The organism is Zhengella sp., assembly GCF_041397485.1.
Classification (GTDB): Bacteria; Pseudomonadota; Alphaproteobacteria; order Rhizobiales; family Rhizobiaceae; genus Zhengella.
The window spans coordinates 194,321-212,968 of the sequence record NZ_JAWKWO010000003.1; the positions used below are offsets into that span (position 1 = coordinate 194,321).

Consider the following 18,648-nt stretch of genomic DNA (forward strand, 5'->3'; position numbering starts at 1 on the left):
GAACGGACCATGAGCAAGGTCATCAAGAACGGAACCATTGTCACAGCCGACCGCACCTGGAAGGCGGACGTGCTCGTCAAGCACGACAAGATCGTCGCCATCGGGCATGACCTGCACGGCGATCACGAGATCGACGCGACGGGCTGCTACGTGATGCCGGGCGGCATCGATCCGCACACGCATCTGGAAATGCCCTTCATGGGCACCTATTCGACCGACGATTTCGAGAGCGGCACACGCGCCGCGGTGTCCGGCGGCACCACGATGGTGGTGGACTTCTGCCTGCCGAACCCCGGCGAATCGCTGCTGACGGCCATCGACCGCTGGTCGAACAAGTCGACGCGCGCCTGCTGCGACTATTCCTATCACATGGCGATCACCTGGTGGGGCGAGCAGGTGTTCAACGAAATGCCGGAAGTGGTGGAGCGCGGCATCACGTCGTTCAAGCATTTCATGGCCTACAAGGGCGCGCTGATGGTCAATGACGACGAGATGTATGCCTCGTTCCAGCGCTGCGCGGAACTGGGTGCGTTGCCGCTCGTCCATGCCGAGAACGGCGATGTCGTCGCCTCGCTGCAGCAGCGGCTGATGGCGGAAGGCAATGACGGGCCGGAAGCGCATGCCTATTCGCGCCCGCCGGAAGTGGAGGGCGAGGCGACGAATCGCGCCATCATGATTGCCGACATGGCCGGCGTGCCGCTCTATGTCGTGCATACGTCTTGCGAACAGGCGCACGAGGCCATCCGACGGGCCCGCCAGAAGGGCATGCGCGTTTTCGGCGAGCCGCTGATCCAGCACCTGGTGCTCGATGAAAGCGAGTATTTCGACAAGGACTGGGACCACGCCGCGCGCCGCGTGATGAGCCCGCCCTTCCGCAACAAGCAGCACCAGGATTCGTTGTGGGCCGGCCTTGCTGCCGGATCGCTGCAGGTGGTGGCGACGGACCATTGCGCCTTCACCACGGAACAGAAGCGCTACGGCGTGGGGGATTTCACCAAGATTCCGAACGGGACCGGCGGGCTGGAAGACCGTCTGCCGGTGCTGTGGACGCGTGGCGTGAATACAGGCCGGCTGACCATGAACGAGTTCGTGGCCGTGACCTCGACAAATATCGCCAAGATCCTCAACATGTATCCGCGCAAGGGTGCCATCGTGGAAGGCGCCGATGCCGACATCATCGTCTGGGATCCGGAGGCGGAGAAGACGATTGCCGCCGACACGCAGCAATCGGCCATCGATTACAACGTCTTCGAGGGCATCAAGGTGAAGGGCCTGCCGAAATACGTGCTGACGCGCGGAGAAATCGCGGTGGACAATGGCGAGGTTCACGCCAGGCCAGGCCATGGCCAGTTTGTCGGACGTGAGCCGAACATGGCGGTGAACACGGCGCTTTCAACCTGGAAGGAACTGGTCGCGCCACGCAAGGTGGAGCGCAGCGGCATTCCTGCGAGCGGGGTGTAACTTGCAGCACGCAATCATAAAGGCGGGCGGAGTCATCTCCGCCCAGAACCTCTCGCTGACGTTCGAAACCAATGACGGACCGGTTCACGCCCTGTCCGACGTGAATCTCGACATCGGAAAGGGTGAGTTCGTCTCCTTCATCGGTCCTTCGGGCTGTGGCAAGACGACGTTCCTGCGGGTGATCGCCGATCTCGAACAGCCGACGGGCGGGACGATCTCGGTCAACGGCATGACGCCGGAGGAAGCGCGGCGCGCGCGCGCCTATGGCTACGTGTTCCAGGCCGCATCCCTCTATCCGTGGCGGACGATCGAAAAGAACATTGCGCTGCCGCTGGAGATCATGGGAATTTCACGCGCAGAGCAGGGTGAGCGCATCGCCCGTGTGCTGGAACTGGTGGACCTTTCCGGCTTCGGCAAGAAATATCCCTGGCAATTGTCCGGCGGCATGCAGCAGCGCGCCTCGATCGCGAGGGCACTGGCCTTCGATGCGGATCTGCTGCTGATGGACGAACCGTTCGGCGCGCTGGACGAGATCGTGCGCGACCACCTGAACGAACAGCTTCTGAAGCTGTGGGACCGCACGGACAAGACGATCTGTTTCGTGACCCATTCCATTCCCGAAGCCGTCTACCTGTCCACCAAGATCGTGGTCATGAGCCCGCGTCCTGGCCGGGTGACGGACGTGATCGAGTCGACGCTGCCGAAGGAGCGCCCGCTCGACATTCGCGAGACACCGGAATTCCTGGAAATCGCGCATCGGGTGCGCGAAGGCCTGCGTGCGGGGCATAGCTATGACTGAGGTTGCAGCCAATTCGCGGGTGCGGCCATGACCGCTGCCACGCAGACACGAAACGGCCCCTCTGTTCTGGGTCGTGCCTGGGAAGGCACCGCACTGCCGGTCACCATTGTCGTGCTCATCATCGTGGCGATCTGGTATGTGGCTGCCGTGTTCATGAACGCGCCGCAGGAACATGACCGGGCCGAACGGGCGGGGCAGACGCTGTCATTTTCGCAACTCGTCACGCAGACCATGGCGCAGGAGCGTCCGGTGCTGCCGGCACCGCACCAGGTGGTGGTCGAGCTCTGGGATACGACGGTCGGCAAGAAGATCACGTCCAAGCGCAGCCTCGTCTACCACGCCTGGGTCACGCTTTCGGCGACGCTGGCGGGCTTTGCCATCGGCACGGTGCTCGGCATCGCGCTGGCCGTGTTCATCGTGCATAACACGGCGGCCGACAAGTCGCTCATGCCTTGGATCATTGCCTCGCAGACGATCCCGATCCTTGCCATTGCGCCGATGATCATCGTCGTTCTCTACAATATCGGCCTGTCGGGCCTGCTGCCCAAGGCGCTGATCTCCACCTACCTTTCCTTCTTTCCGGTCGTCGTCGGCATGGTGAAGGGGCTTCGCTCGCCGGATGCCATGCAGCTTGACCTGATGCGAACGTGGAATGCGTCGGCGGCGCAAACCTTCTGGAAATTGCGCTGGCCATCCTCCATGCCCTATCTGTTCACGTCGATGAAGGTGGCGGTGGCCATCAGCCTCGTCGGCGCCATCGTCGGCGAATTGCCGACCGGCGCCGTTGCCGGGCTCGGGGCGCGCCTGCTCGCCGGCTCCTATTACGGGCAGACGATCCAGATCTGGTCGGCGCTGTTCATGGCGGCAGGGCTGGCGGCATGCCTGGTGGCGCTGGTCGGGCTGGCACACACGATGGTGCTCAAGCGGATGGGGCAGGCGTGATGGATACCGGCTGGATCATTTTCGCGCTCGTCTTCTGGCTTGGTGCCTGGGCGCTCAACGAATGGCTTGTCCGCCTTCAGCCGGACGGAATGCTGGCGCGCCGCGGCATCGGCCTGGTCGTGCCGCTGCTTTTCGGCATCACCCTGCTGGTGATCTGGGAAGGGATCGTGCGCGGCTTCAACGTGCCGTCGGTGCTGCTGCCCACGCCATCGGCGATCTGGGATCGAATAGCGGGTTCCGTGCCGATCCTGTGGGCGGATTTCCGCCAGACGGTCATCAAGTCTGTCATTCCAGGCTACATCATGGGATGCGGAGCGGGCTTCGTCGTGGCGATCCTGATCGACCGTTCACCGTTCCTGAAGCGCGGCCTGCTGCCCATCGGGAATTTCGTGTCGGCGCTTCCGGTCATCGGCATCGCGCCGATCATGGTCATGTGGTTCGGCTTCGACTGGCAGTCCAAGGCGGCGGTCGTGGTCGTGATGACCTTCTTTCCCATGCTGGTGAATACCGTGCAGGGTCTGGCGGCCGCCAATTCCATGGAAAAGGACCTGATGCGCACCTATGCCGCCAATTACTGGCAGACGCTGGTCAAGCTGCGTCTGCCGGCGGCCAGTCCCTTCATCTTCAATGCGCTGAAGATCAATTCCACGCTTGCACTGATCGGGGCAATCGTGGCCGAATTCTTCGGCACGCCGATTGTCGGCATGGGCTTCCGCATCTCCGCCGAGATCGGGCGCATGAATGTCGACATGGTATGGGCAGAAATCGCCGTCGCCGCCTTGGCGGGTTCTGTCTTCTATGGCGTGGTGGCGCTCATCGAACGCGCCGTCACGTTCTGGCACCCGTCCGTCCGTGGTGGGCGGGCGTAGCAACCCAGGGGAACAAAAATGAAAAAATCACTTGCAACTGCATTCATGGCGTCGGCGCTGGCGCTGACATCCTTTTCGGCCCTTGCGGCGGACAAGCTGACGCTGCAGCTCAAATGGGTCACACAGGCCCAGTTCGCCGGCTATTACGTGGCCAAGGACAAGGGCTTCTACGATGAGGAAAACCTCGATGTGGAGATCAAGCCCGGCGGACCGGACGTGGCTCCGCCCCAGGTGATCGCGGGCGGCGGCGCCGATATCGTGCTCGACTGGATGCCGTCCGCGCTGGCCACGCGCGAGAAGGGCATTCCGCTCGTCAACATCGCGCAGCCGTTCAAGAGCTCCGGCATGATGCTGACCTGCCGCAAGGATTCCGGCATTTCCTCGCCGGAGGACTTCAAGGGCAAGACGCTGGGCGTCTGGTTCGGCGGGAACGAATATCCGTTCCTGAACTGGATGAACAAGCTTGGCTACAAGACCGACGGCAGCCCGGACGGCGTGACCGTTCTCAAGCAGGGCTTCAATGTCGATCCGCTGCTGCAGAAGCAGGCCGACTGCATCTCCACGATGACCTACAACGAATACTGGCAGGTGATCGATGCCGGCCTGACGCCGGAAGAACTCGTCGTGTTCAAGTATGAGGACGAAGGGGTGTCCACGCTGGAAGACGGCATCTGGGTGCTGGAGGACAGCCTGAAGGACCCGGAAATGGTCGACAAGCTGGCCCGTTTCGTGCGCGCGTCCATGAAGGGCTGGAAATGGGCCGAGGAAAACCCGGATGAAGCAGCCGAGATCGTGCTGGAAAACGACGCCACCGGCGCGCAGACGGAGAAGCACCAGAAGCGCATGATGCGCGAGATCGCCAAGCTGACGGCCGGCTCCAACGGCGCGCTCGATCCGGCCGACTACGAGCGGACGGTCGATGCGCTGATGAGCGGCGGCTCCGATCCGGTCATCGCCAAGAAGCCGGAAGGTGCATGGACGCATGACATCACCGACAAGGCGCTGAACTGACCCTGGGCGCCGGAAACATGCATGCAGGAAGGGGGCGGCTTGCGGGCCGCCCCCTTTTTGATTTCGCTTCACTCCCGCGGGTCGTCCTCAGTAGGGCAGGCCGACATAGTTTTCCGCGACGACCGTCTGGGCGGCATCGGAGGAGAAGAGATATTCCAGTTCGGTGCGCTGAAGGTTCCGGTCATAGTCGGTGGTGTCGGGGAAACGGTGCAGCAAGGACGTCAGCCACCATGAGAAGCGCTGGGTTTTCCAGACGCGGGCCAGCGCCTTGGCCGAATAGTCTTCCAGCCCGGTGCTGTCGCCTTTCAGGTAGTGATCGACAAGGCCATGATAGAGATACTGGATGTCGGAGGCTGCCGTGTTCAGGCCGCGCGCGCCGGTGGGCGGCACGATATGGGCGGAATCGCCGGCAAGGAACAGGTTGCCATAGCGCATCGGCTCGGCCACGAAGGAGCGCAGCGGCGCGACCGACTTCTCGATTGACGGGCCGGTTTCCAGTCTTGCCGCCACATCCTCCGGCAGGCGCTTGCGCAATTCCTCCCAGAAGGCCTCGTCGGACCAATCCTCGACACTGTCGGTCAGGGGCACCTGGATATAGTAGCGTGAGAGAACCTGCGAACGCAGCGAGCAGAGCGCGAAGCCGCGTTCATGATTGGCGTAGATCAGTTCCTCGTTGACGGGTTTCGTGCGCGACAGCACACCGAGCCAGCCGAACGGATAGACCTTCTCGTATTCGCGCAGCACATCCTTGGGGATAGATTTGCGCGACACCCCATGGAAACCGTCGGCGCCGACAATGAAATCGCAGTCGATCCGCTGGATCTCATCGCCCTTGCGCCAGGTGACCCAGGGGGAACCGGTCGCAATGTCATGCGGTTGCACATCTGCGGCTTCATGGATGACGATCCCACCCATCGCGTCGCGGGCGTCATAGAGATCGCGCGTCACTTCCGTCTGGCCATAGACCATGACGGACTGGCCGGAAAACCGCTTGAGGTCGACACGGTCCATCCGCCCGTCATGGGCGATAAAGAAACCGTCATGGATTTCGCCTTCGGCATCCATGCGTTCGCTGACGCCGGCCTCGCGCATCAATTCGGTGAAGCCATGTTCCAGAACGCCGGCGCGGATGCGTGACAGCACATGATCGCGGCTGTGCTTCTCCAGCACGATGTTGTCGATGCCGCGCTTGTGCAACAATTGCGACAGCAGCAGGCCGGACGGGCCGCCGCCGATGATGCAGACACTGGTTCGTGACGGAATGTCCATGCCGTTTCCTCCATTCATGTTTCCCCGAACCTAGCGTGCGGCCGCCAATCTTGAATGGACCGGCCCGGCAATCACTTGTACAAATCGAACATGACCGGCGATCGTGATCATCAGCGCATCCTGAATTTCAACCTGTTCGGCGAAGCCGGCGATCTGCCCGATGTGGTGCATTGCGAGACGATCTCGTCGCGTTCGCGGCTCAATGACTGGGAGTTTGCACCCCACCGCCATGCACGATTGCACCAGGTGCTGCTGATTGCCGAAGGGGGCGGAGCGGCCCGCATCGAAGGACGCAGCATCGCGCTTCAGCCGATGATGCTGATCAATGTGGCTGTTGGCGATGTCCACGGATTTTCCTTTCTGCCGGGCACCGAAGGCTGGGTCGTGACCTTCGCGGCGGAGATGCTGGACGAATTGCTGATCCCTTCCGAAGGCGTCAGCGCGGCGCTGACGCACAGCCATGCGGGCAAAGCCGGACCGGCGGAGCAGGCGGTCATGGAGGCGCTGTTCAGCGAACATGCCGGGCGGGCCTATGGACGGGCGCAGATGCTGCGGGCGCTCGGGCTGCAATTGCTCACGCTTGTCGCCCGTCACATTACCGGTGCCGGTGACACGGCCGTGCTGACGGGCCATGATGGCGATGGCGGACCATCGGAGCGCCTGCTGCGCCGCTTCGATGTCTTGCTGGAAAGCCATTTCACGGATCACTGGGCCGTCGCAGACTATGCGGCGGCGTTGAACGTGACGCCACAGCATTTGAGCCGCGTGCTGCGCGACGCCACCGGTGAACCGGTTTCCAAGGCGATCGAGGCGCGTCTGGTGCGCGAGGCGCGGCGCAATCTCGTTTTCACCAACCTGCCCGTGGCAACCATTGCCTATGAGCTGGGTTACGCTGACCCGGCCTATTTCAGCCGTGTCTTCGCGCGGGCGACGGGCATGTCTCCGAAAGCCTTTCGGGAACAGGCGGGCACGTGAAGGCCTGTTCCTGGCGAAGGGGCGGACGGGGCGTTGTCCGCTTTTCCATTATGAACTATAGCGAATTGCCCTTCGCTTCATCCGTTCTCGAAAAAGCCGGACATGCCATGAGTCAAGCCCTCGGCCGCTACGTTGCCCTTTATTGCGGCTTGCTGATGTCTATCGGCGCCTTTTCGATCGATATTTCCCTCCCGGCCATTCCGGCAATGGTGCGCGCGCTCGATGAACCCTATGCCATGGTGCAATGGACGGTGACGATCTACATGTTCGCCAGCGCTTTCGGGCAATTGCTGTGGGGCCCGGCCTCAGACCGGTTCGGCCGCAAGGCCATGCTGGGTGGCGGGCTGGCCTTCTACTTTGCCGGAAGCATGATCTGCGTCTTCGCACCCGATATCGTGACATTGCTTGCGGGGCGGGCGCTTCAAGGGTTTGGCGCATCCGCGGCCATCGTCATGTCGCGTGCCTTCATTCGCGACCTTTATTCGGGCGAGGAACTGGCGCGCAACCTCGCACTGGCGACCATGTTCTTCGCGCTCGGGCCGATCATAGCGCCCTTCATCGGTTCAGGGCTGGCAGCGCTGTTCGGCTGGCGGGCCATTTTCGCGGCGCTGGTCGCCTGGTCGCTGCTGCTCATCGCCATGATGACGGGCGTACCGGAAACACTGAAGACGCGGCAGGCACAGGCGCTTTCGCCGGCAAGCTACTGGCGCAACACCCTCCGCCTGCTCAGGCATCCGCAATCGCGCCGCTTCATCTGGGTGTCGATCGCCTCCATGACGTCGATGCTGCTGATCATCGCCTCGGCCCCGCGCATCTACGAGACGAGTTTTGGGCTGACCGGGTTGGCCTTTGCCTCCTATTTCGCGTTTCACGGCATCGGTATCGTGATCGGCCAGGTGGGTAACCGCCATGTGATCCGCCAGTTCGGCGTGGCAAGGGCGGCAGTCGCCGGAAACCTCGTCCTGGTCGCTGCCTCAGGGCTGATCCTGGCCGCAGCCCTGAGCGGCATCATGACGCCGGTGCTGATCACCGGTCTGCTGATCCTTTATGCCACCAGCTATCTGGTCGTTTATTCAAACGCCGCGGCCATGGTGCTGGACCCGCATGGCGAGGTGGCAGGTTTTGCCACCGCGCTTTACGGGTTTGCCAGCATGATCGGTTCCTCGACCATTGTTTCGGCACTGGTCCTCTTCAATGGTGGCAGCATGATCTCATGGGCGGCATCCTTGCTGGCGATCTGCCTTGTATGCCTGGCGCTGACAGCCACCTGGCGGGCGCGGCCGGCCTGACCGCGCCCGTTCGGCTTCACATGGCATTCATGGTCAGAAGTTCGTAGGTGGCAACGGTTTCGCTGTCCTGATTGGTGACTTCCACATCCCAGCGCACTTCGCCATATTCGTCGTTGCGGCGGGTCTTCGATTTCGCTGTCAGGGAAACGGAGAGGCTGTCGCCAGGCGAAACGGGCTTCATGAAGCGCAGGTTGTCGAGGCCGTAATTGGCGAGAACCGGCCCCGGCGCCGGATCGACGAACAGGCCGGCGGCAAAGGACAGGATAAGGTAGCCATGCGCCACGCGCCCGGGGAAGAACGGGTTGGCGGCGGCGGCTTCCTCGTCCATGTGGGCATAGAAGGTGTCACCGGTGAATTCGGCGAAATGCTCGATATCCTCCAGCGTGACCGTGCGCGCCTTCGTCTTCAGGCGGTGGCCGATTTCAAGATCGCCGAAACGCATGCGGAAGGGATGGGTTTCCTTTTCGTTCGCGGTCGCGCCCTTGATGAAGGTCCGCGTGATGCCGGAAAGGATGTCCGGGCTGCCCTGAACGGCAGTGCGCTGCATGTAATGCATGACGCCGCGAATGCCGCCCATTTCCTCGCCACCGCCGGCACGGCCCGGTCCTCCGTGGACGAGATGCGGCATGGGCGCGCCATGGCCGGTGGCCTCCTTGCCGGTGTCACGGTCGGCGAAATAGAGCCGGCCATGATAGGCGCCCGAAGACAGAACGGCCTGGCGGGCGACAGCCGGGTCATGGGTGAAGACGGAGGCGACAAGCGAGCCTTCGCCGCGATTGGCAATGGCCAGCGCATGATCCAGATCACGATAGGGCATGACGGTGGAAACCGGCCCGAAGGCTTCGGTGCCATGCACCGCCGATGCACTGTCCGGGTCGTCGCAGGCAAACAGCATGGGCGGCACGAAGGCACCCTGCACATGGTCGGCATCGTGGGGGACGAAGGTGTCAGGATCGCCGTAGACGCGGCGCGCCTCCGTGGCGATCACGGCTGCCTTGTCGAGGACGTCCTGCCGCTGGGCCAGGCTGGCAAGTGCGCCCATGCGCACGCCCTCGGCGCGGGGGTTGCCGACGAGGGTCTTTTCGAGCTTTGCCGTGATGGTGCCGATGGCCGTTTCCATGAGATCCTGCGGCACGAGAATGCGGCGCATGGCGGTGCATTTCTGGCCGGCCTTGGCGGTCATCTCGCGGATGACCTCGCGCACGAAGGTGTCGAATTCCGGCGTGTCCGGCGCGGCGTCGGGGCCGAGGATGGTGGCGTTGAGCGAATCCTGCTCGGCGATGAAGCGCACGGAATTGCGGGTGATGAGCGGGTTGGTGCGCAGCAACTGCGCAGTGGCCGCGGACCCGGTAAAGGAGACGACATCCTGGCAGGTGAGCCGGTCCAGCAGGTCGCCCGTGGACCCGGCGACGAACTGCACCGCGCCATCGGGCAGGATGCCGCTTTCGATCATCATGCGGAAAGCCGCCTCGGCCAGCCACGCGGTGGCGGATGCAGGCTTGACGATGGCCGGCACACCAGCGAGCAATGTGGGCGAGAGCTTTTCCAGCATGCCCCAGACGGGGAAGTTGAAGGCGTTGATGTGGACAGCCACGCCCTGCAGCGAGGTGCAGACATGGGTGCCCAGGAAACTGCCGGCCTTGCCGAACTGTTCGATGCCGCCATCGACAAGAAGCACATCGTCGGGCAGTTCACGCCGGCCCTTCGAGGAATAGACAAAAAGCGTTCCGATGCCGCCGTCGATGTCGATCATGGCATCCATCTTGGTGGTGCCGGTGTCGTAGGAAAGTTCGTAAAGTTCGTCCTTGCGGCCGGACAGGTGCTGCGCCAGACGCTTGAGCATGGCGGCGCGCTCGTGAAACGTCATGGCGCGCAGGGCCGGTCCGCCAACCTCGCGCGCGTAGTTTGCCATCGCCGCCATCGACACGTCGCCGGCGCCCAGTTCGGCCACGACTTCACCGGTCACCGCGCTTTTCAACTGGCTGATGCGGCCCGCCGGGGCGATCCACTGCCCGGCGGCATAGGAATGGAGCTTCATGACTGACATGGGGCGTTTTTCCTCAAGGTTCGTGTTGGCCTGTCGTCGGCATGCTGTGGCGGTTCGCCAGTGCAGCAGGAAGAAGAACAGCCCTGGCTGGCCGCCGCCTTGGTCTTGCGCGGCACGCTTCGCCAATGCACAGGCGCGCGCACGCAGGTACCCGGCCTGTCAACCAAAATTCCTCCCGCCGAAACACGACGCTCCGGTTCGGAAGTATTATTGACCGTCCGGTCGGTTTATGCAAGTCTCAACCATGCCGGGTCGGAGAGGCCGGCGCCAAGGGGAGGAGCGTGTGCGATGGCTTTGTCGCCAGAGGAGATCGCGCGCAAGAGCGCGGAGGCCATGTGGGCCAATGACGATGCGTCCAAGTGGCTCGGAATGAGCCTTGACGCGGTGGGGCCGGGAACGGCGGTCACATCGATGACGGTGGAAAAGCACCACACGAACGGGCACGACATATGCCATGGCGGCTATATCTTCACGCTGGCCGACAGCGCCTTTGCCTTTGCCTGCAATTCCCACAACCAGATTGTCGTGGCGCAGTCGAACACGATCACCTTTGTCGCGCCCGGCATGCTTGGCGACCGGCTGACCGCGCGTTGCAAGGAACTGACTCGGTTCGGCCGTTCAGGCATTTACGACGTGACGGTGACCAACCAGGACGGGCGCGTCATCGCCGAATTCCGCGGCAACAGCCGCGTGATCAAGGGACAGCATTTCGAGGAATGAGGCCGGCAGGGCCAACCGGAGGACAACATGAAGGATCTGACGCCCCGCAAGGAGGATCTGGACCCCATCGAGATCGCGTCGCGCGATGAAATTCAGGCACTGCAGTTGCAGCGTCTCAAGTGGTCGCTTGCCCATGCTTATGAAAATGTCCCGTTCTACACGGATGCATTCGACAAGGCGGGCGTCCATCCGCACGACCTGAAGCAATTGTCGGACCTTGCGAAGTTTCCGTTCACGGTCAAGACGGACCTTCGCGACAATTACCCGTTCGGCATGTTCGCCGTCCCGCGCGAAAAGGTGGTGCGCGTCCACGCGTCCTCCGGGACGACCGGCAAGCCGACCGTTGTGGGGTACACGAAAAAGGACATCGAAACCTGGTCCGACATGGTGGCCCGCTCGCTCCGCGCTTCCGGCACGCGGCCTGGTGATGTCGTTCATGTCGCCTATGGCTATGGCCTGTTCACCGGCGGACTTGGCGCACATTATGGCGCCGAACGACTCGGCTGCACGGTGGTGCCGGTGTCGGGCGGCATGACCGAGCGCCAGGTGACGCTGATCGAGGATTTCGGCGCCTCCACCATCATGGTCACGCCGTCCTACATGCTCTCCATTCTCGACCACTATCGCGCCATCGGGCTGGACCCTCGCAAGAGCCCGCTCCAGGTCGGGATCTTCGGCGCGGAGCCGTGGACGAACGCCATGCGCGAGGAGATCGAACAGGCCTTCGACATGCATGCGGTGGACATTTACGGCCTGTCGGAAGTGATGGGACCGGGCGTGGCCAATGAATGCGTGGAAACCAAGGACGGTTTGCATATCTGGGAAGACCATTTCTATCCCGAGATCATCGACCCGGCGACCGGCGAGGTGCTGCCGGACGGCGAGAAGGGCGAACTGGTCTTCACGTCTCTGTCCAAGGAAGCCTTCCCCATCATCCGCTACCGGACGCGCGACCTGACACGCCTGCTGCCGGGCACGGCGCGCTCGATGCGGCGCATGGAGAAGATCACCGGCCGGTCGGACGACATGATCATCCTGCGCGGGGTCAATGTGTTCCCGACCCAGATCGAGGAGCAGATCCTCAAGGTGAGCGGGCTGGCGCCGCATTTCCAGATCGAACTGACGCGGGAAGGGCGGATGGATTCGATGACGGTGCATGTGGAGTGTGTTCCTGCCCAGGCGGCCGACGAGGCACGGGCTGGATCGGCAAAGGAACTCGCCCATCACATCAAGTCTGTCATCGGGGTGACTGCACGGGTCAACGTGACGGAGCCGGAAGGCGTGGCGCGCAGCCAGGGCAAGGCGGTGCGTGTGGTGGACAACCGGCCCAAGGGCGGCTGAGGCATGGCCCGGACGCGTGCGAAGGACCACGATGACAAACGCGAGGCGATCTCGCGCACGGCTTCGCAGGTCTTCGCTGAAGACGGCTATGACCGCACATCCATGGCCGAGGTGGCGCGGCGCTGCGGGGTCTCCAAGGCGCTGCTCTATCACTATTATTCGTCCAAGGAGGCGATGCTCTACGATATCATCGCCAATCACCTGGCGGAGCTGATCGACGCGGTGGAAGAGGCCGACCAACCGGACCTTGCGCCCGAAAAGAGGCTTGAGGTACTCGTTGCCGCCTTGCTCGAATGCTATCGCGACGCAGATTCCAAGCACAAGGTGCAGCTTGAAACCATGGGCTTTCTTCCTGATGCCCAACAGGCGGAACTCAAGGCCATGGAGCGTCACCTCGTCCGTATCTTCTCCGACGCGATACGGGCGGTGAGTCCGCAGGCCTTCGAAGGCGGCGACCTGCTCAAGCCGGTGACGATGACGCTGTTCGGCATGCTCAACTGGGCCTATATGTGGTTTCGTGACGGGCGCGCCTTCACGCGCCAGGATTATGCGCGGCTGGCCACGCGGATCCTGGTCGCAGGTGTGCGTGATCTTGCCTGAGGCTTTGCAAGCGGCCATGACCGTGGCAAAAGCGGTCCATGGATATCAAGGCGGCGATCGCAGATGAATTCGACCGGCGTGTCAGCGCGTTTCATGCGGAGCCGCGGCTGCGGGTCTGGTCGCTGGTCATCACCTTCCTGGGGGACGCGGTGGTGCCGCGTGGCGGGCGGGCTGCGCTTTCGGACATCCAGGCGGTCATGGAGCGGCTGGGCATCGAATCCGGCGCTGTACGAACGGCCATGTCACGTCTGGCGGCCGATGGCTGGGTGACGCGTGAACGTGAGGGGCGCCTGAGTTTCTACCAGCTTGCCACGGCCGGCCGGCATGCCTTCGACGAGGCGACGCGGCGTATTTATGCCGAGGGGCTGCCGGCATGGGATGGTGTCTGGACCGTCATCATCGCACCGGCGCCCATTGCCGCGGCGGATGCCGAGGCTCTTGTCGGCGAGGGCTTCGTCCGGATCGGCCAGCAGGCTTTCCTCAAGCCGGGACCACTGAACGACAAGGCATTGGCGGAGGGCAGGCTGACGGTGCGGGGAAAGGGGTCCGACCTGCCGGAAACATTTGCGGGGTTCTGGGGGCTGGAGGATCTTGCCGGGCGCTATCGTACTTTCATGGCGTTGTGGTCGCAGCTGGCAGAGCGGCTTGCCGCGGGGGACCGGCTTGCGCCGCTGGATGCCATGGCCGCGCGGACATTGCTGATTCACGACTGGCGGCGGCTCGTCTTGCGTGACCCGGGCTTGCCCGGCGTGCTCCTGCCGGACGGTTGGCCCGGCGAACCGGCACGCCTGGTGGCGCGGCGGGTTTATGCGCCTCTGGTGCCTGCCAGCGAGGCCTGGCTCGACGATCAAGGCCTTGCGCCGCAGCGCGATCCGGTCTCCTTTGCCCAACGGTTCGGGATCCAGCCTCCCATTTCCGAAATGATAGATTGATAAAGGGACTTGCGGGCCCGGTTTGAAAACACGCCGCAAGCGTTTGGCAATCAAAAGTTCTTGCCTTCTTTCGGGTGTCAGTCGAGATACATGAACGCGCCGGTCGCGGTGGCGGCCAGCTTGTCGGAACCGGCCGGCGCGATTTCCGCGCGCAGGTAGGCCATGCGTTTGCCATTGGATTCGATGGCAATGCGCACATGGGCATCGACCGGCTTCAGCGGGCGAATGAAATGGGTCGTCAGGTCCACCGTGGTGACCATGCGGAAGCGGCCATTGACCGCCGTCAGCGCCAGGATGGCGCAGGTGTCGGCCGCCGAGGCGATCGCCTGACCGCAGACCACGCCGCCGCCATGCACGAAATCCATGTCACCCGGCAGCAGGAAGGTGGCACCACGCTCTTCCACCGCAAGGGTCCTGAGGCCCATGCGGCGGATGAACGGGGCGAACATCTTTTCCAGTGCTTCGTCGGTTTCCCTCGTGGTGAGCAGGCTCATTTTCCCTCCCGTGCCGATTTTATGTTACGGCGAATTGAAATGGACGCGATTTTTTGTTACATATAATTCCTGAGGAGACAACAGGCAGCCAAGTCTGGAGGAAATGCCATGTACAGCCAAGGGCTTATCGGCGCGAATACGGCAACGGAAGAAGACGAAGCCTTTCTGGCCGCATTCCAGGCACGTATCGACGCGGAAGAGAAGATCGAGCCGAACGATGCGATGCCGGAAGGATATCGCCGCACGCTGGTCCGCCAGATCGGCCAGCACGCCCATTCCGAGATCGTTGGCATGCTGCCGGAAGGCAACTGGATCACCCGGGCGCCAAGCCTCAAGCGCAAGGCCGCGCTTCTGGCCAAGGTGCAGGACGAAGGCGGCCACGGCCTCTATCTCTATTCGGCGGCTGAAACGCTGGGCGTCAGCCGTGAGCAGATGACCGAGGAGCTTCTCTCCGGCAAGGCCAAATATTCTTCGATCTTCAACTATCCGACGCTGACATGGGCCGATATCGGCGCGATCGGCTGGCTTGTGGATGGCGCGGCGATCATGAACCAGATTCCGCTTTGCCGCTGCTCCTACGGTCCCTATGCCCGCGCGATGATCCGGGTTTGCAAGGAAGAAAGCTTCCATCAGCGCCAGGGCTACGAGATCATGATGACGCTGATGCGCGGCACGGATGAGCAGAAGGAGATGGCGCAGGATGCGCTGAACCGCTGGTGGTGGCCGTCGCTCATGATGTTCGGTCCGCATGACGGCGACAGCCAGCATGGCGACCAGTCGATGAAATGGAAGATCAAGCGCTTTTCCAATGATGAGCTGCGGCAGAAATTCGTCGATGCCACCGTCCCTCAAGGCGAGTTCATCGGCCTGAAATTCCCCGATCCGGATCTCAGGTGGAACCCGGAAAAGAATGACGGCAAGGGCGGCTACGATTTCGGCAAGATCGACTGGGACGAGTTCTGGCGCGTGGTGAAGGGCAACGGCCCGATGAACCGCGACCGCATCGCGGCCCGGCGCAAGGCCTGGGAAGACGGCGCCTGGGTACGCGAAGCCGCGCTGGCCCATGCCGAAAAGCGCCGCGCCCGCGCGCAGGCCGCGAAGATCGCGGCGGAATGAGGTCTGGAGGACACACGATGAGCAAGAACGAAACCCCGCTTTGGGAAGTCTTCATCCGGCCGCGCAACGGCCTGTCTCACAAGCATTGCGGTTCGCTGCATGCCGCGGACGCCGAACTTGCGCTCCAGGCGGCGCGCGATGTCTACACCCGGCGCGGCGAGGGCACCTCGATCTGGGTCGTGCCGTCCAGCGCGATCACCGCCTCCGACCCGGCGCAGAAGGAGGAGAATTTCGAGCCGACGGCATCGAAAATCTATCGCCACCCGACCTTCTACGAGATTCCCGAAGACGTGGGCCACATGTGACCGGCACGACCGTCACGGTCCAGCGGAGGAAAACAGACATGACAGAGAAGAACGATGCCCGGCTGACGCTGGTGCTGCGTCTGGCCGACGATCACCTGATCCTGGGCCACCGCGTTTCGGAATGGTGCGGCCATGCGCCGATGCTGGAGGAGGATCTTGCCATGCCGAACATGGCGCTCGATCTCATCGGCCAGGCGCGCTCGCTCTATCAGTATGCGGCGGAACTGGAAGGCCATGGCCGCAGCGAAGACGATCTGGCCTATACGCGACTTGAACGTGACTATTCCAACTGCCTGATGGTGGAGCGCCCGAACGGCGATTTTGCCCACACGATGCTGCGCCAGCTCTATTTCGCCGCCTTCATGGAGGCCTACTGGACCCAGTGCCTGACCTCCAGCGACGAAACCATCCGCGCCATTGCCGCAAAGGCGATCAAGGAAGTGGCCTACCACATCCGCCATGCCGGCGAATGGGTGATCCGCCTTGGCGACGGCACGGAGGAAAGCGCCAGGCGCATGGCGGCTGCCGTGGACGCCCTGCATCGCTACACGGGCGAGCTGTTCCAGTCCGATGCGGTGACGCAAGAGATGGCCGAGGCCGGCGTGGCGCCGGACCCGTCTTCGCTGCGGACCGCTTTCGAACAGACGATCGGTCCGATCTTCGCGGCCGCGGGCCTGGCCCTGCCGGAGAGCGACGAAGGCCCGCGTGGCGGGCGCGCCGGCCTGCATGGCGAGGAAATGGGCCATCTGCTGGCGGAACTGCAATACATGCAGCGCACCTATCCGGGCGCAGCATGGTGACCACGGCGCACAGCGGGGAGGCTGCGCGCGCCTGGGCGGCAGCGGCTTCGGTTCCGGACCCGGAAGTGCCCTGCGTGACGGTCGCCGATCTCGGTATCCTGCGATCCGTCGAACTTGACAGTGACGGGATTGCCGTGGCGAAGGTCACGCCGACCTATTCCGGCTGTCCGGCGACGCTTGCCATCGAGATGGCGGTGGAAGCGGCCTTGCGCGATGCCGGCTTCGATGTCCGCATCGAGCGCGTGCTGCATCCGGCCTGGACCACCGACTGGATCAGCGACGAGGGGCGAGAGAAGCTGCGGGCCTATGGCATCGCGCCGCCCAAGAAAGCGTCCAACTCGATCCGTGCGCTGTTTGGCGAGGAAGAGGTGGCATGTCCGAAATGCGGATCCACCGACACCGAAAGGCTCTCGGAATTCGGTTCGACGCCCTGCAAGGCGCATTGGCGCTGCCGGGCCTGCCGCGAACCGTTCGACTATTTCAAATGCCTGTGAGGAGGCGAGCATGTCCCGTTTTCACGATCTGACCGTCGCGCGCATCGACCGGGATACCCCTGATGCCGTTTCCATCGCCTTCGACATTCCCGCCGACCTGAAAGAGCGTTTCGGCTTCAAGCCGGGGCAATACCTGACGCTGTCAGCCGACATCGACGGCGAGGAATTGCGCCGGTCCTATTCGATCTGCTCAGGGCCGGACGAGGCGCAATTGCGCGTCGGCATTCGCCGTGTCGAGGACGGACGCTTTTCCAGCTTCGTGACCGAAAAGCTTTCGGCCGGTGATGTCATCCGCGTGATGGAGCCGGAAGGCCGGTTCACGCCGGAAATCGGTGGCGACCACGACTATCTGCTGGTGGCGGCCGGTTCCGGCATCACGCCCATGCTGTCCATCGCCAAGGCGGTGCTCGGCCATGAGCCGGGAAGCCGGGTCACACTGGTCTACGGCAATCGCGAGACAGGATCGATCATGTTCCTGGAAGAGGTGGAAGACCTCAAGGACCGCTACATGGGCCGGTTCTCGCTGATCCATGTCCTGTCGCGCGAAAGCCAGGATGTGGAGGCGCTCAACGGGCGCATCGACGGTGAGCGCATCCGCCTGTTCGCTTCGCGCGGCATGATCGATCCGGCCGGCCATGACCTCGCTTTCCTGTGTGGGCCCGGCGCCATGATCGACGCTGTGGCTGAAACGCTGAAGAACCTCGGCATGCCGGAAGGGCGCATCCGCTTCGAGCGGTTCACGCTTGACGGCGAGACGCCGAAAGCGCGGCCAGCCTCTGCTGCCGCACGCGAAGCAGCGGAAAAGGGCGTTGCGGTCGAGGTTGTTCATGATGGCGTGCGCAAGCGCTTCGCGATCACCGATCCGGAGCAGAGCGTGCTGGATGCGGCACACAAGGCGGGCCACGAATTGCCCTGGTCGTGCGCCAACGGGATGTGCTGCACCTGCCGCTGCAAGGTGGTGGAAGGCTCGTCCGAAATGGCCATGAACTTTTCGCTGGAGCCCTGGGAAGTCGAGGCTGGCTATACGCTGGCATGCCAGACGCGGGCGACGTCCGACAAGCTGGTGCTGGATTTCGACGCGGTCTGATCCGCATCCCCGCTCACCGAAACATGCGCCCGCCATTGAAATGATGGCGGGCGTATTGGTTTTGCGCCGCAAACCGCTGATCGGCTTTGGGCCGCAG

The 18,648-nt window shown here is 63.1% G+C and carries 19 protein-coding genes; 16 read left to right on the top strand and 3 right to left on the bottom strand.

Annotated features, from left to right (window positions below; all coding sequences use genetic code 11):
• The first annotated feature begins 9 nt into the window (after window positions 1-9).
• From hydA to R3D65_RS10615, 5 genes are read left to right on the top strand one after another with little or no spacing between them, the layout of a single operon-like run.
• Window positions 10-1,461 (top strand): dihydropyrimidinase, encoded by a 1,452-nt coding sequence (hydA, locus tag R3D65_RS10595; RefSeq protein WP_371275188.1) that lies wholly within the window; start codon window positions 10-12, stop codon window positions 1,459-1,461.
• 1 nt (window position 1,462) lies between these two features.
• Window positions 1,463-2,260, top strand: coding sequence for an ABC transporter ATP-binding protein (locus R3D65_RS10600; RefSeq protein ID WP_371275189.1), 798 nt, complete (start codon window positions 1,463-1,465; stop codon window positions 2,258-2,260).
• Window positions 2,261-2,287: 27 nt separating this feature from the next.
• Window positions 2,288-3,202 (top strand): ABC transporter permease, encoded by a 915-nt coding sequence (locus R3D65_RS10605; RefSeq protein ID WP_371275190.1) that lies wholly within the window; start codon window positions 2,288-2,290, stop codon window positions 3,200-3,202.
• Entirely contained in the window at window positions 3,202-4,071 is an 870-nt protein-coding gene (locus tag R3D65_RS10610) for an ABC transporter permease (protein WP_371275565.1), read from the top strand. The genes R3D65_RS10605 and R3D65_RS10610 overlap by 1 nt, the downstream gene beginning before the upstream one ends.
• Before the next feature lie 18 nt (window positions 4,072-4,089).
• Window positions 4,090-5,082 (top strand): ABC transporter substrate-binding protein, encoded by a 993-nt coding sequence (locus R3D65_RS10615; RefSeq protein ID WP_371275191.1) that lies wholly within the window; start codon window positions 4,090-4,092, stop codon window positions 5,080-5,082.
• An 87-nt stretch (window positions 5,083-5,169) separates the two neighbouring features.
• Here the strand turns inward: R3D65_RS10615 and pobA are convergent, their stop codons facing one another.
• Entirely contained in the window at window positions 5,170-6,351 is a 1,182-nt protein-coding gene (gene pobA / locus R3D65_RS10620) for a 4-hydroxybenzoate 3-monooxygenase (protein WP_371275192.1), read from the bottom strand.
• Between the two features lie 90 nt (window positions 6,352-6,441).
• Between pobA and R3D65_RS10625 the strand changes: the two genes are divergently transcribed.
• Together R3D65_RS10625 and R3D65_RS10630 are read left to right on the top strand one after the other, a co-directional pair.
• Window positions 6,442-7,326 carry a helix-turn-helix domain-containing protein gene (locus tag R3D65_RS10625; protein ID WP_371275193.1) on the top strand — a complete coding sequence of 295 codons (885 nt, stop codon included), beginning with the start codon at window positions 6,442-6,444 and terminating at the stop codon, window positions 7,324-7,326.
• Window positions 7,327-7,433: 107 nt separating this feature from the next.
• The gene (locus R3D65_RS10630; protein WP_371275194.1) at window positions 7,434-8,615 is read left to right on the top strand and encodes a multidrug effflux MFS transporter; all 1,182 of its coding nucleotides are present in this window, start codon (window positions 7,434-7,436) and stop codon (window positions 8,613-8,615) included.
• A gap of 16 nt (window positions 8,616-8,631) precedes the next feature.
• Here the strand turns inward: R3D65_RS10630 and paaZ are convergent, their stop codons facing one another.
• Window positions 8,632-10,662 (bottom strand): phenylacetic acid degradation bifunctional protein PaaZ, encoded by a 2,031-nt coding sequence (paaZ, locus tag R3D65_RS10635; RefSeq protein ID WP_371275195.1) that lies wholly within the window; start codon window positions 10,660-10,662, stop codon window positions 8,632-8,634.
• A 288-nt stretch (window positions 10,663-10,950) separates the two neighbouring features.
• Here paaZ and paaI point away from each other — a divergent pair, with 288 nt between their 5' ends.
• The 4 genes from paaI to R3D65_RS10655 are packed head-to-tail and all read left to right on the top strand — an operon-like array spanning window position 10,951 to window position 14,255.
• The gene (gene paaI / locus R3D65_RS10640; RefSeq protein WP_371275196.1) at window positions 10,951-11,382 is read left to right on the top strand and encodes a hydroxyphenylacetyl-CoA thioesterase PaaI; all 432 of its coding nucleotides are present in this window, start codon (window positions 10,951-10,953) and stop codon (window positions 11,380-11,382) included.
• A gap of 27 nt (window positions 11,383-11,409) precedes the next feature.
• A complete protein-coding gene (gene paaK, locus R3D65_RS10645) occupies window positions 11,410-12,723 on the top strand; it encodes a phenylacetate--CoA ligase PaaK (protein WP_371275197.1) in 1,314 nt (437 codons plus the stop codon).
• Window positions 12,724-12,726: 3 nt separating this feature from the next.
• Window positions 12,727-13,323: a TetR/AcrR family transcriptional regulator gene (locus R3D65_RS10650; RefSeq protein ID WP_371275198.1), complete on the top strand. Its 597-nt coding sequence runs from the start codon at window positions 12,727-12,729 to the stop codon at window positions 13,321-13,323.
• 38 nt (window positions 13,324-13,361) lie between these two features.
• The gene (locus R3D65_RS10655; RefSeq protein ID WP_371275199.1) at window positions 13,362-14,255 is read left to right on the top strand and encodes a PaaX family transcriptional regulator C-terminal domain-containing protein; all 894 of its coding nucleotides are present in this window, start codon (window positions 13,362-13,364) and stop codon (window positions 14,253-14,255) included.
• Window positions 14,256-14,332: 77 nt separating this feature from the next.
• On the opposite strand, the gene R3D65_RS10660 is transcribed toward R3D65_RS10655, so the two are convergent.
• Window positions 14,333-14,749 carry a PaaI family thioesterase gene (locus R3D65_RS10660; RefSeq protein WP_371275200.1) on the bottom strand — a complete coding sequence of 139 codons (417 nt, stop codon included), beginning with the start codon at window positions 14,747-14,749 and terminating at the stop codon, window positions 14,333-14,335.
• A gap of 108 nt (window positions 14,750-14,857) precedes the next feature.
• Between R3D65_RS10660 and paaA the strand changes: the two genes are divergently transcribed.
• From paaA to paaE, 5 genes are read left to right on the top strand one after another with little or no spacing between them, the layout of a single operon-like run.
• Complete coding sequence (gene paaA, locus R3D65_RS10665; RefSeq protein ID WP_371275201.1) at window positions 14,858-15,865, top strand: 1,2-phenylacetyl-CoA epoxidase subunit PaaA; 1,008 nt, start codon at window positions 14,858-14,860, stop codon at window positions 15,863-15,865.
• Between the two features lie 17 nt (window positions 15,866-15,882).
• On the top strand, window positions 15,883-16,170 hold the full coding sequence (gene paaB / locus R3D65_RS10670; protein WP_371275202.1) for a 1,2-phenylacetyl-CoA epoxidase subunit PaaB: 288 nt from the start codon (window positions 15,883-15,885) through the stop codon (window positions 16,168-16,170).
• A 38-nt stretch (window positions 16,171-16,208) separates the two neighbouring features.
• Entirely contained in the window at window positions 16,209-16,970 is a 762-nt protein-coding gene (gene paaC, locus R3D65_RS10675; RefSeq protein WP_371275203.1) for a 1,2-phenylacetyl-CoA epoxidase subunit PaaC, read from the top strand.
• Window positions 16,964-17,464 (top strand): 1,2-phenylacetyl-CoA epoxidase subunit PaaD, encoded by a 501-nt coding sequence (paaD, locus tag R3D65_RS10680; protein WP_371275204.1) that lies wholly within the window; start codon window positions 16,964-16,966, stop codon window positions 17,462-17,464. The genes paaC and paaD overlap by 7 nt, the downstream gene beginning before the upstream one ends.
• 10 nt (window positions 17,465-17,474) lie before the next feature.
• A complete protein-coding gene (gene paaE, locus R3D65_RS10685) occupies window positions 17,475-18,551 on the top strand; it encodes a 1,2-phenylacetyl-CoA epoxidase subunit PaaE (RefSeq protein WP_371275205.1) in 1,077 nt (358 codons plus the stop codon).
• Window positions 18,552-18,648: the final 97 nt, after the last annotated feature.

What these genes read in the sequence shown, in the direction of transcription:
- hydA (WP_371275188.1), top strand. Translation starts at nt 10, where the DNA reads ATGAGCAAGGTCATCAAGAACGGAACCATTGTCACAGCCGACCGCACC.
- R3D65_RS10605 (WP_371275190.1), top strand. Translation starts at nt 2,288, where the DNA reads ATGACCGCTGCCACGCAGACACGAAACGGCCCCTCTGTTCTGGGTCGT.
- R3D65_RS10610 (WP_371275565.1), top strand. Translation starts at nt 3,202, where the DNA reads ATGGATACCGGCTGGATCATTTTCGCGCTCGTCTTCTGGCTTGGTGCC.
- R3D65_RS10615 (WP_371275191.1), top strand. Translation starts at nt 4,090, where the DNA reads ATGAAAAAATCACTTGCAACTGCATTCATGGCGTCGGCGCTGGCGCTG.
- pobA (WP_371275192.1), bottom strand. Translation starts at nt 6,351, where the DNA reads ATGGACATTCCGTCACGAACCAGTGTCTGCATCATCGGCGGCGGCCCG.
- R3D65_RS10625 (WP_371275193.1), top strand. Translation starts at nt 6,442, where the DNA reads ATGACCGGCGATCGTGATCATCAGCGCATCCTGAATTTCAACCTGTTC.
- R3D65_RS10630 (WP_371275194.1), top strand. Translation starts at nt 7,434, where the DNA reads ATGAGTCAAGCCCTCGGCCGCTACGTTGCCCTTTATTGCGGCTTGCTG.
- paaZ (WP_371275195.1), bottom strand. Translation starts at nt 10,662, where the DNA reads ATGTCAGTCATGAAGCTCCATTCCTATGCCGCCGGGCAGTGGATCGCC.
- paaI (WP_371275196.1), top strand. Translation starts at nt 10,951, where the DNA reads ATGGCTTTGTCGCCAGAGGAGATCGCGCGCAAGAGCGCGGAGGCCATG.
- paaK (WP_371275197.1), top strand. Translation starts at nt 11,410, where the DNA reads ATGAAGGATCTGACGCCCCGCAAGGAGGATCTGGACCCCATCGAGATC.
- R3D65_RS10650 (WP_371275198.1), top strand. Translation starts at nt 12,727, where the DNA reads ATGGCCCGGACGCGTGCGAAGGACCACGATGACAAACGCGAGGCGATC.
- R3D65_RS10655 (WP_371275199.1), top strand. Translation starts at nt 13,362, where the DNA reads ATGGATATCAAGGCGGCGATCGCAGATGAATTCGACCGGCGTGTCAGC.
- R3D65_RS10660 (WP_371275200.1), bottom strand. Translation starts at nt 14,749, where the DNA reads ATGAGCCTGCTCACCACGAGGGAAACCGACGAAGCACTGGAAAAGATG.
- paaA (WP_371275201.1), top strand. Translation starts at nt 14,858, where the DNA reads ATGTACAGCCAAGGGCTTATCGGCGCGAATACGGCAACGGAAGAAGAC.
- paaB (WP_371275202.1), top strand. Translation starts at nt 15,883, where the DNA reads ATGAGCAAGAACGAAACCCCGCTTTGGGAAGTCTTCATCCGGCCGCGC.
- paaC (WP_371275203.1), top strand. Translation starts at nt 16,209, where the DNA reads ATGACAGAGAAGAACGATGCCCGGCTGACGCTGGTGCTGCGTCTGGCC.
- paaD (WP_371275204.1), top strand. Translation starts at nt 16,964, where the DNA reads ATGGTGACCACGGCGCACAGCGGGGAGGCTGCGCGCGCCTGGGCGGCA.
- paaE (WP_371275205.1), top strand. Translation starts at nt 17,475, where the DNA reads ATGTCCCGTTTTCACGATCTGACCGTCGCGCGCATCGACCGGGATACC.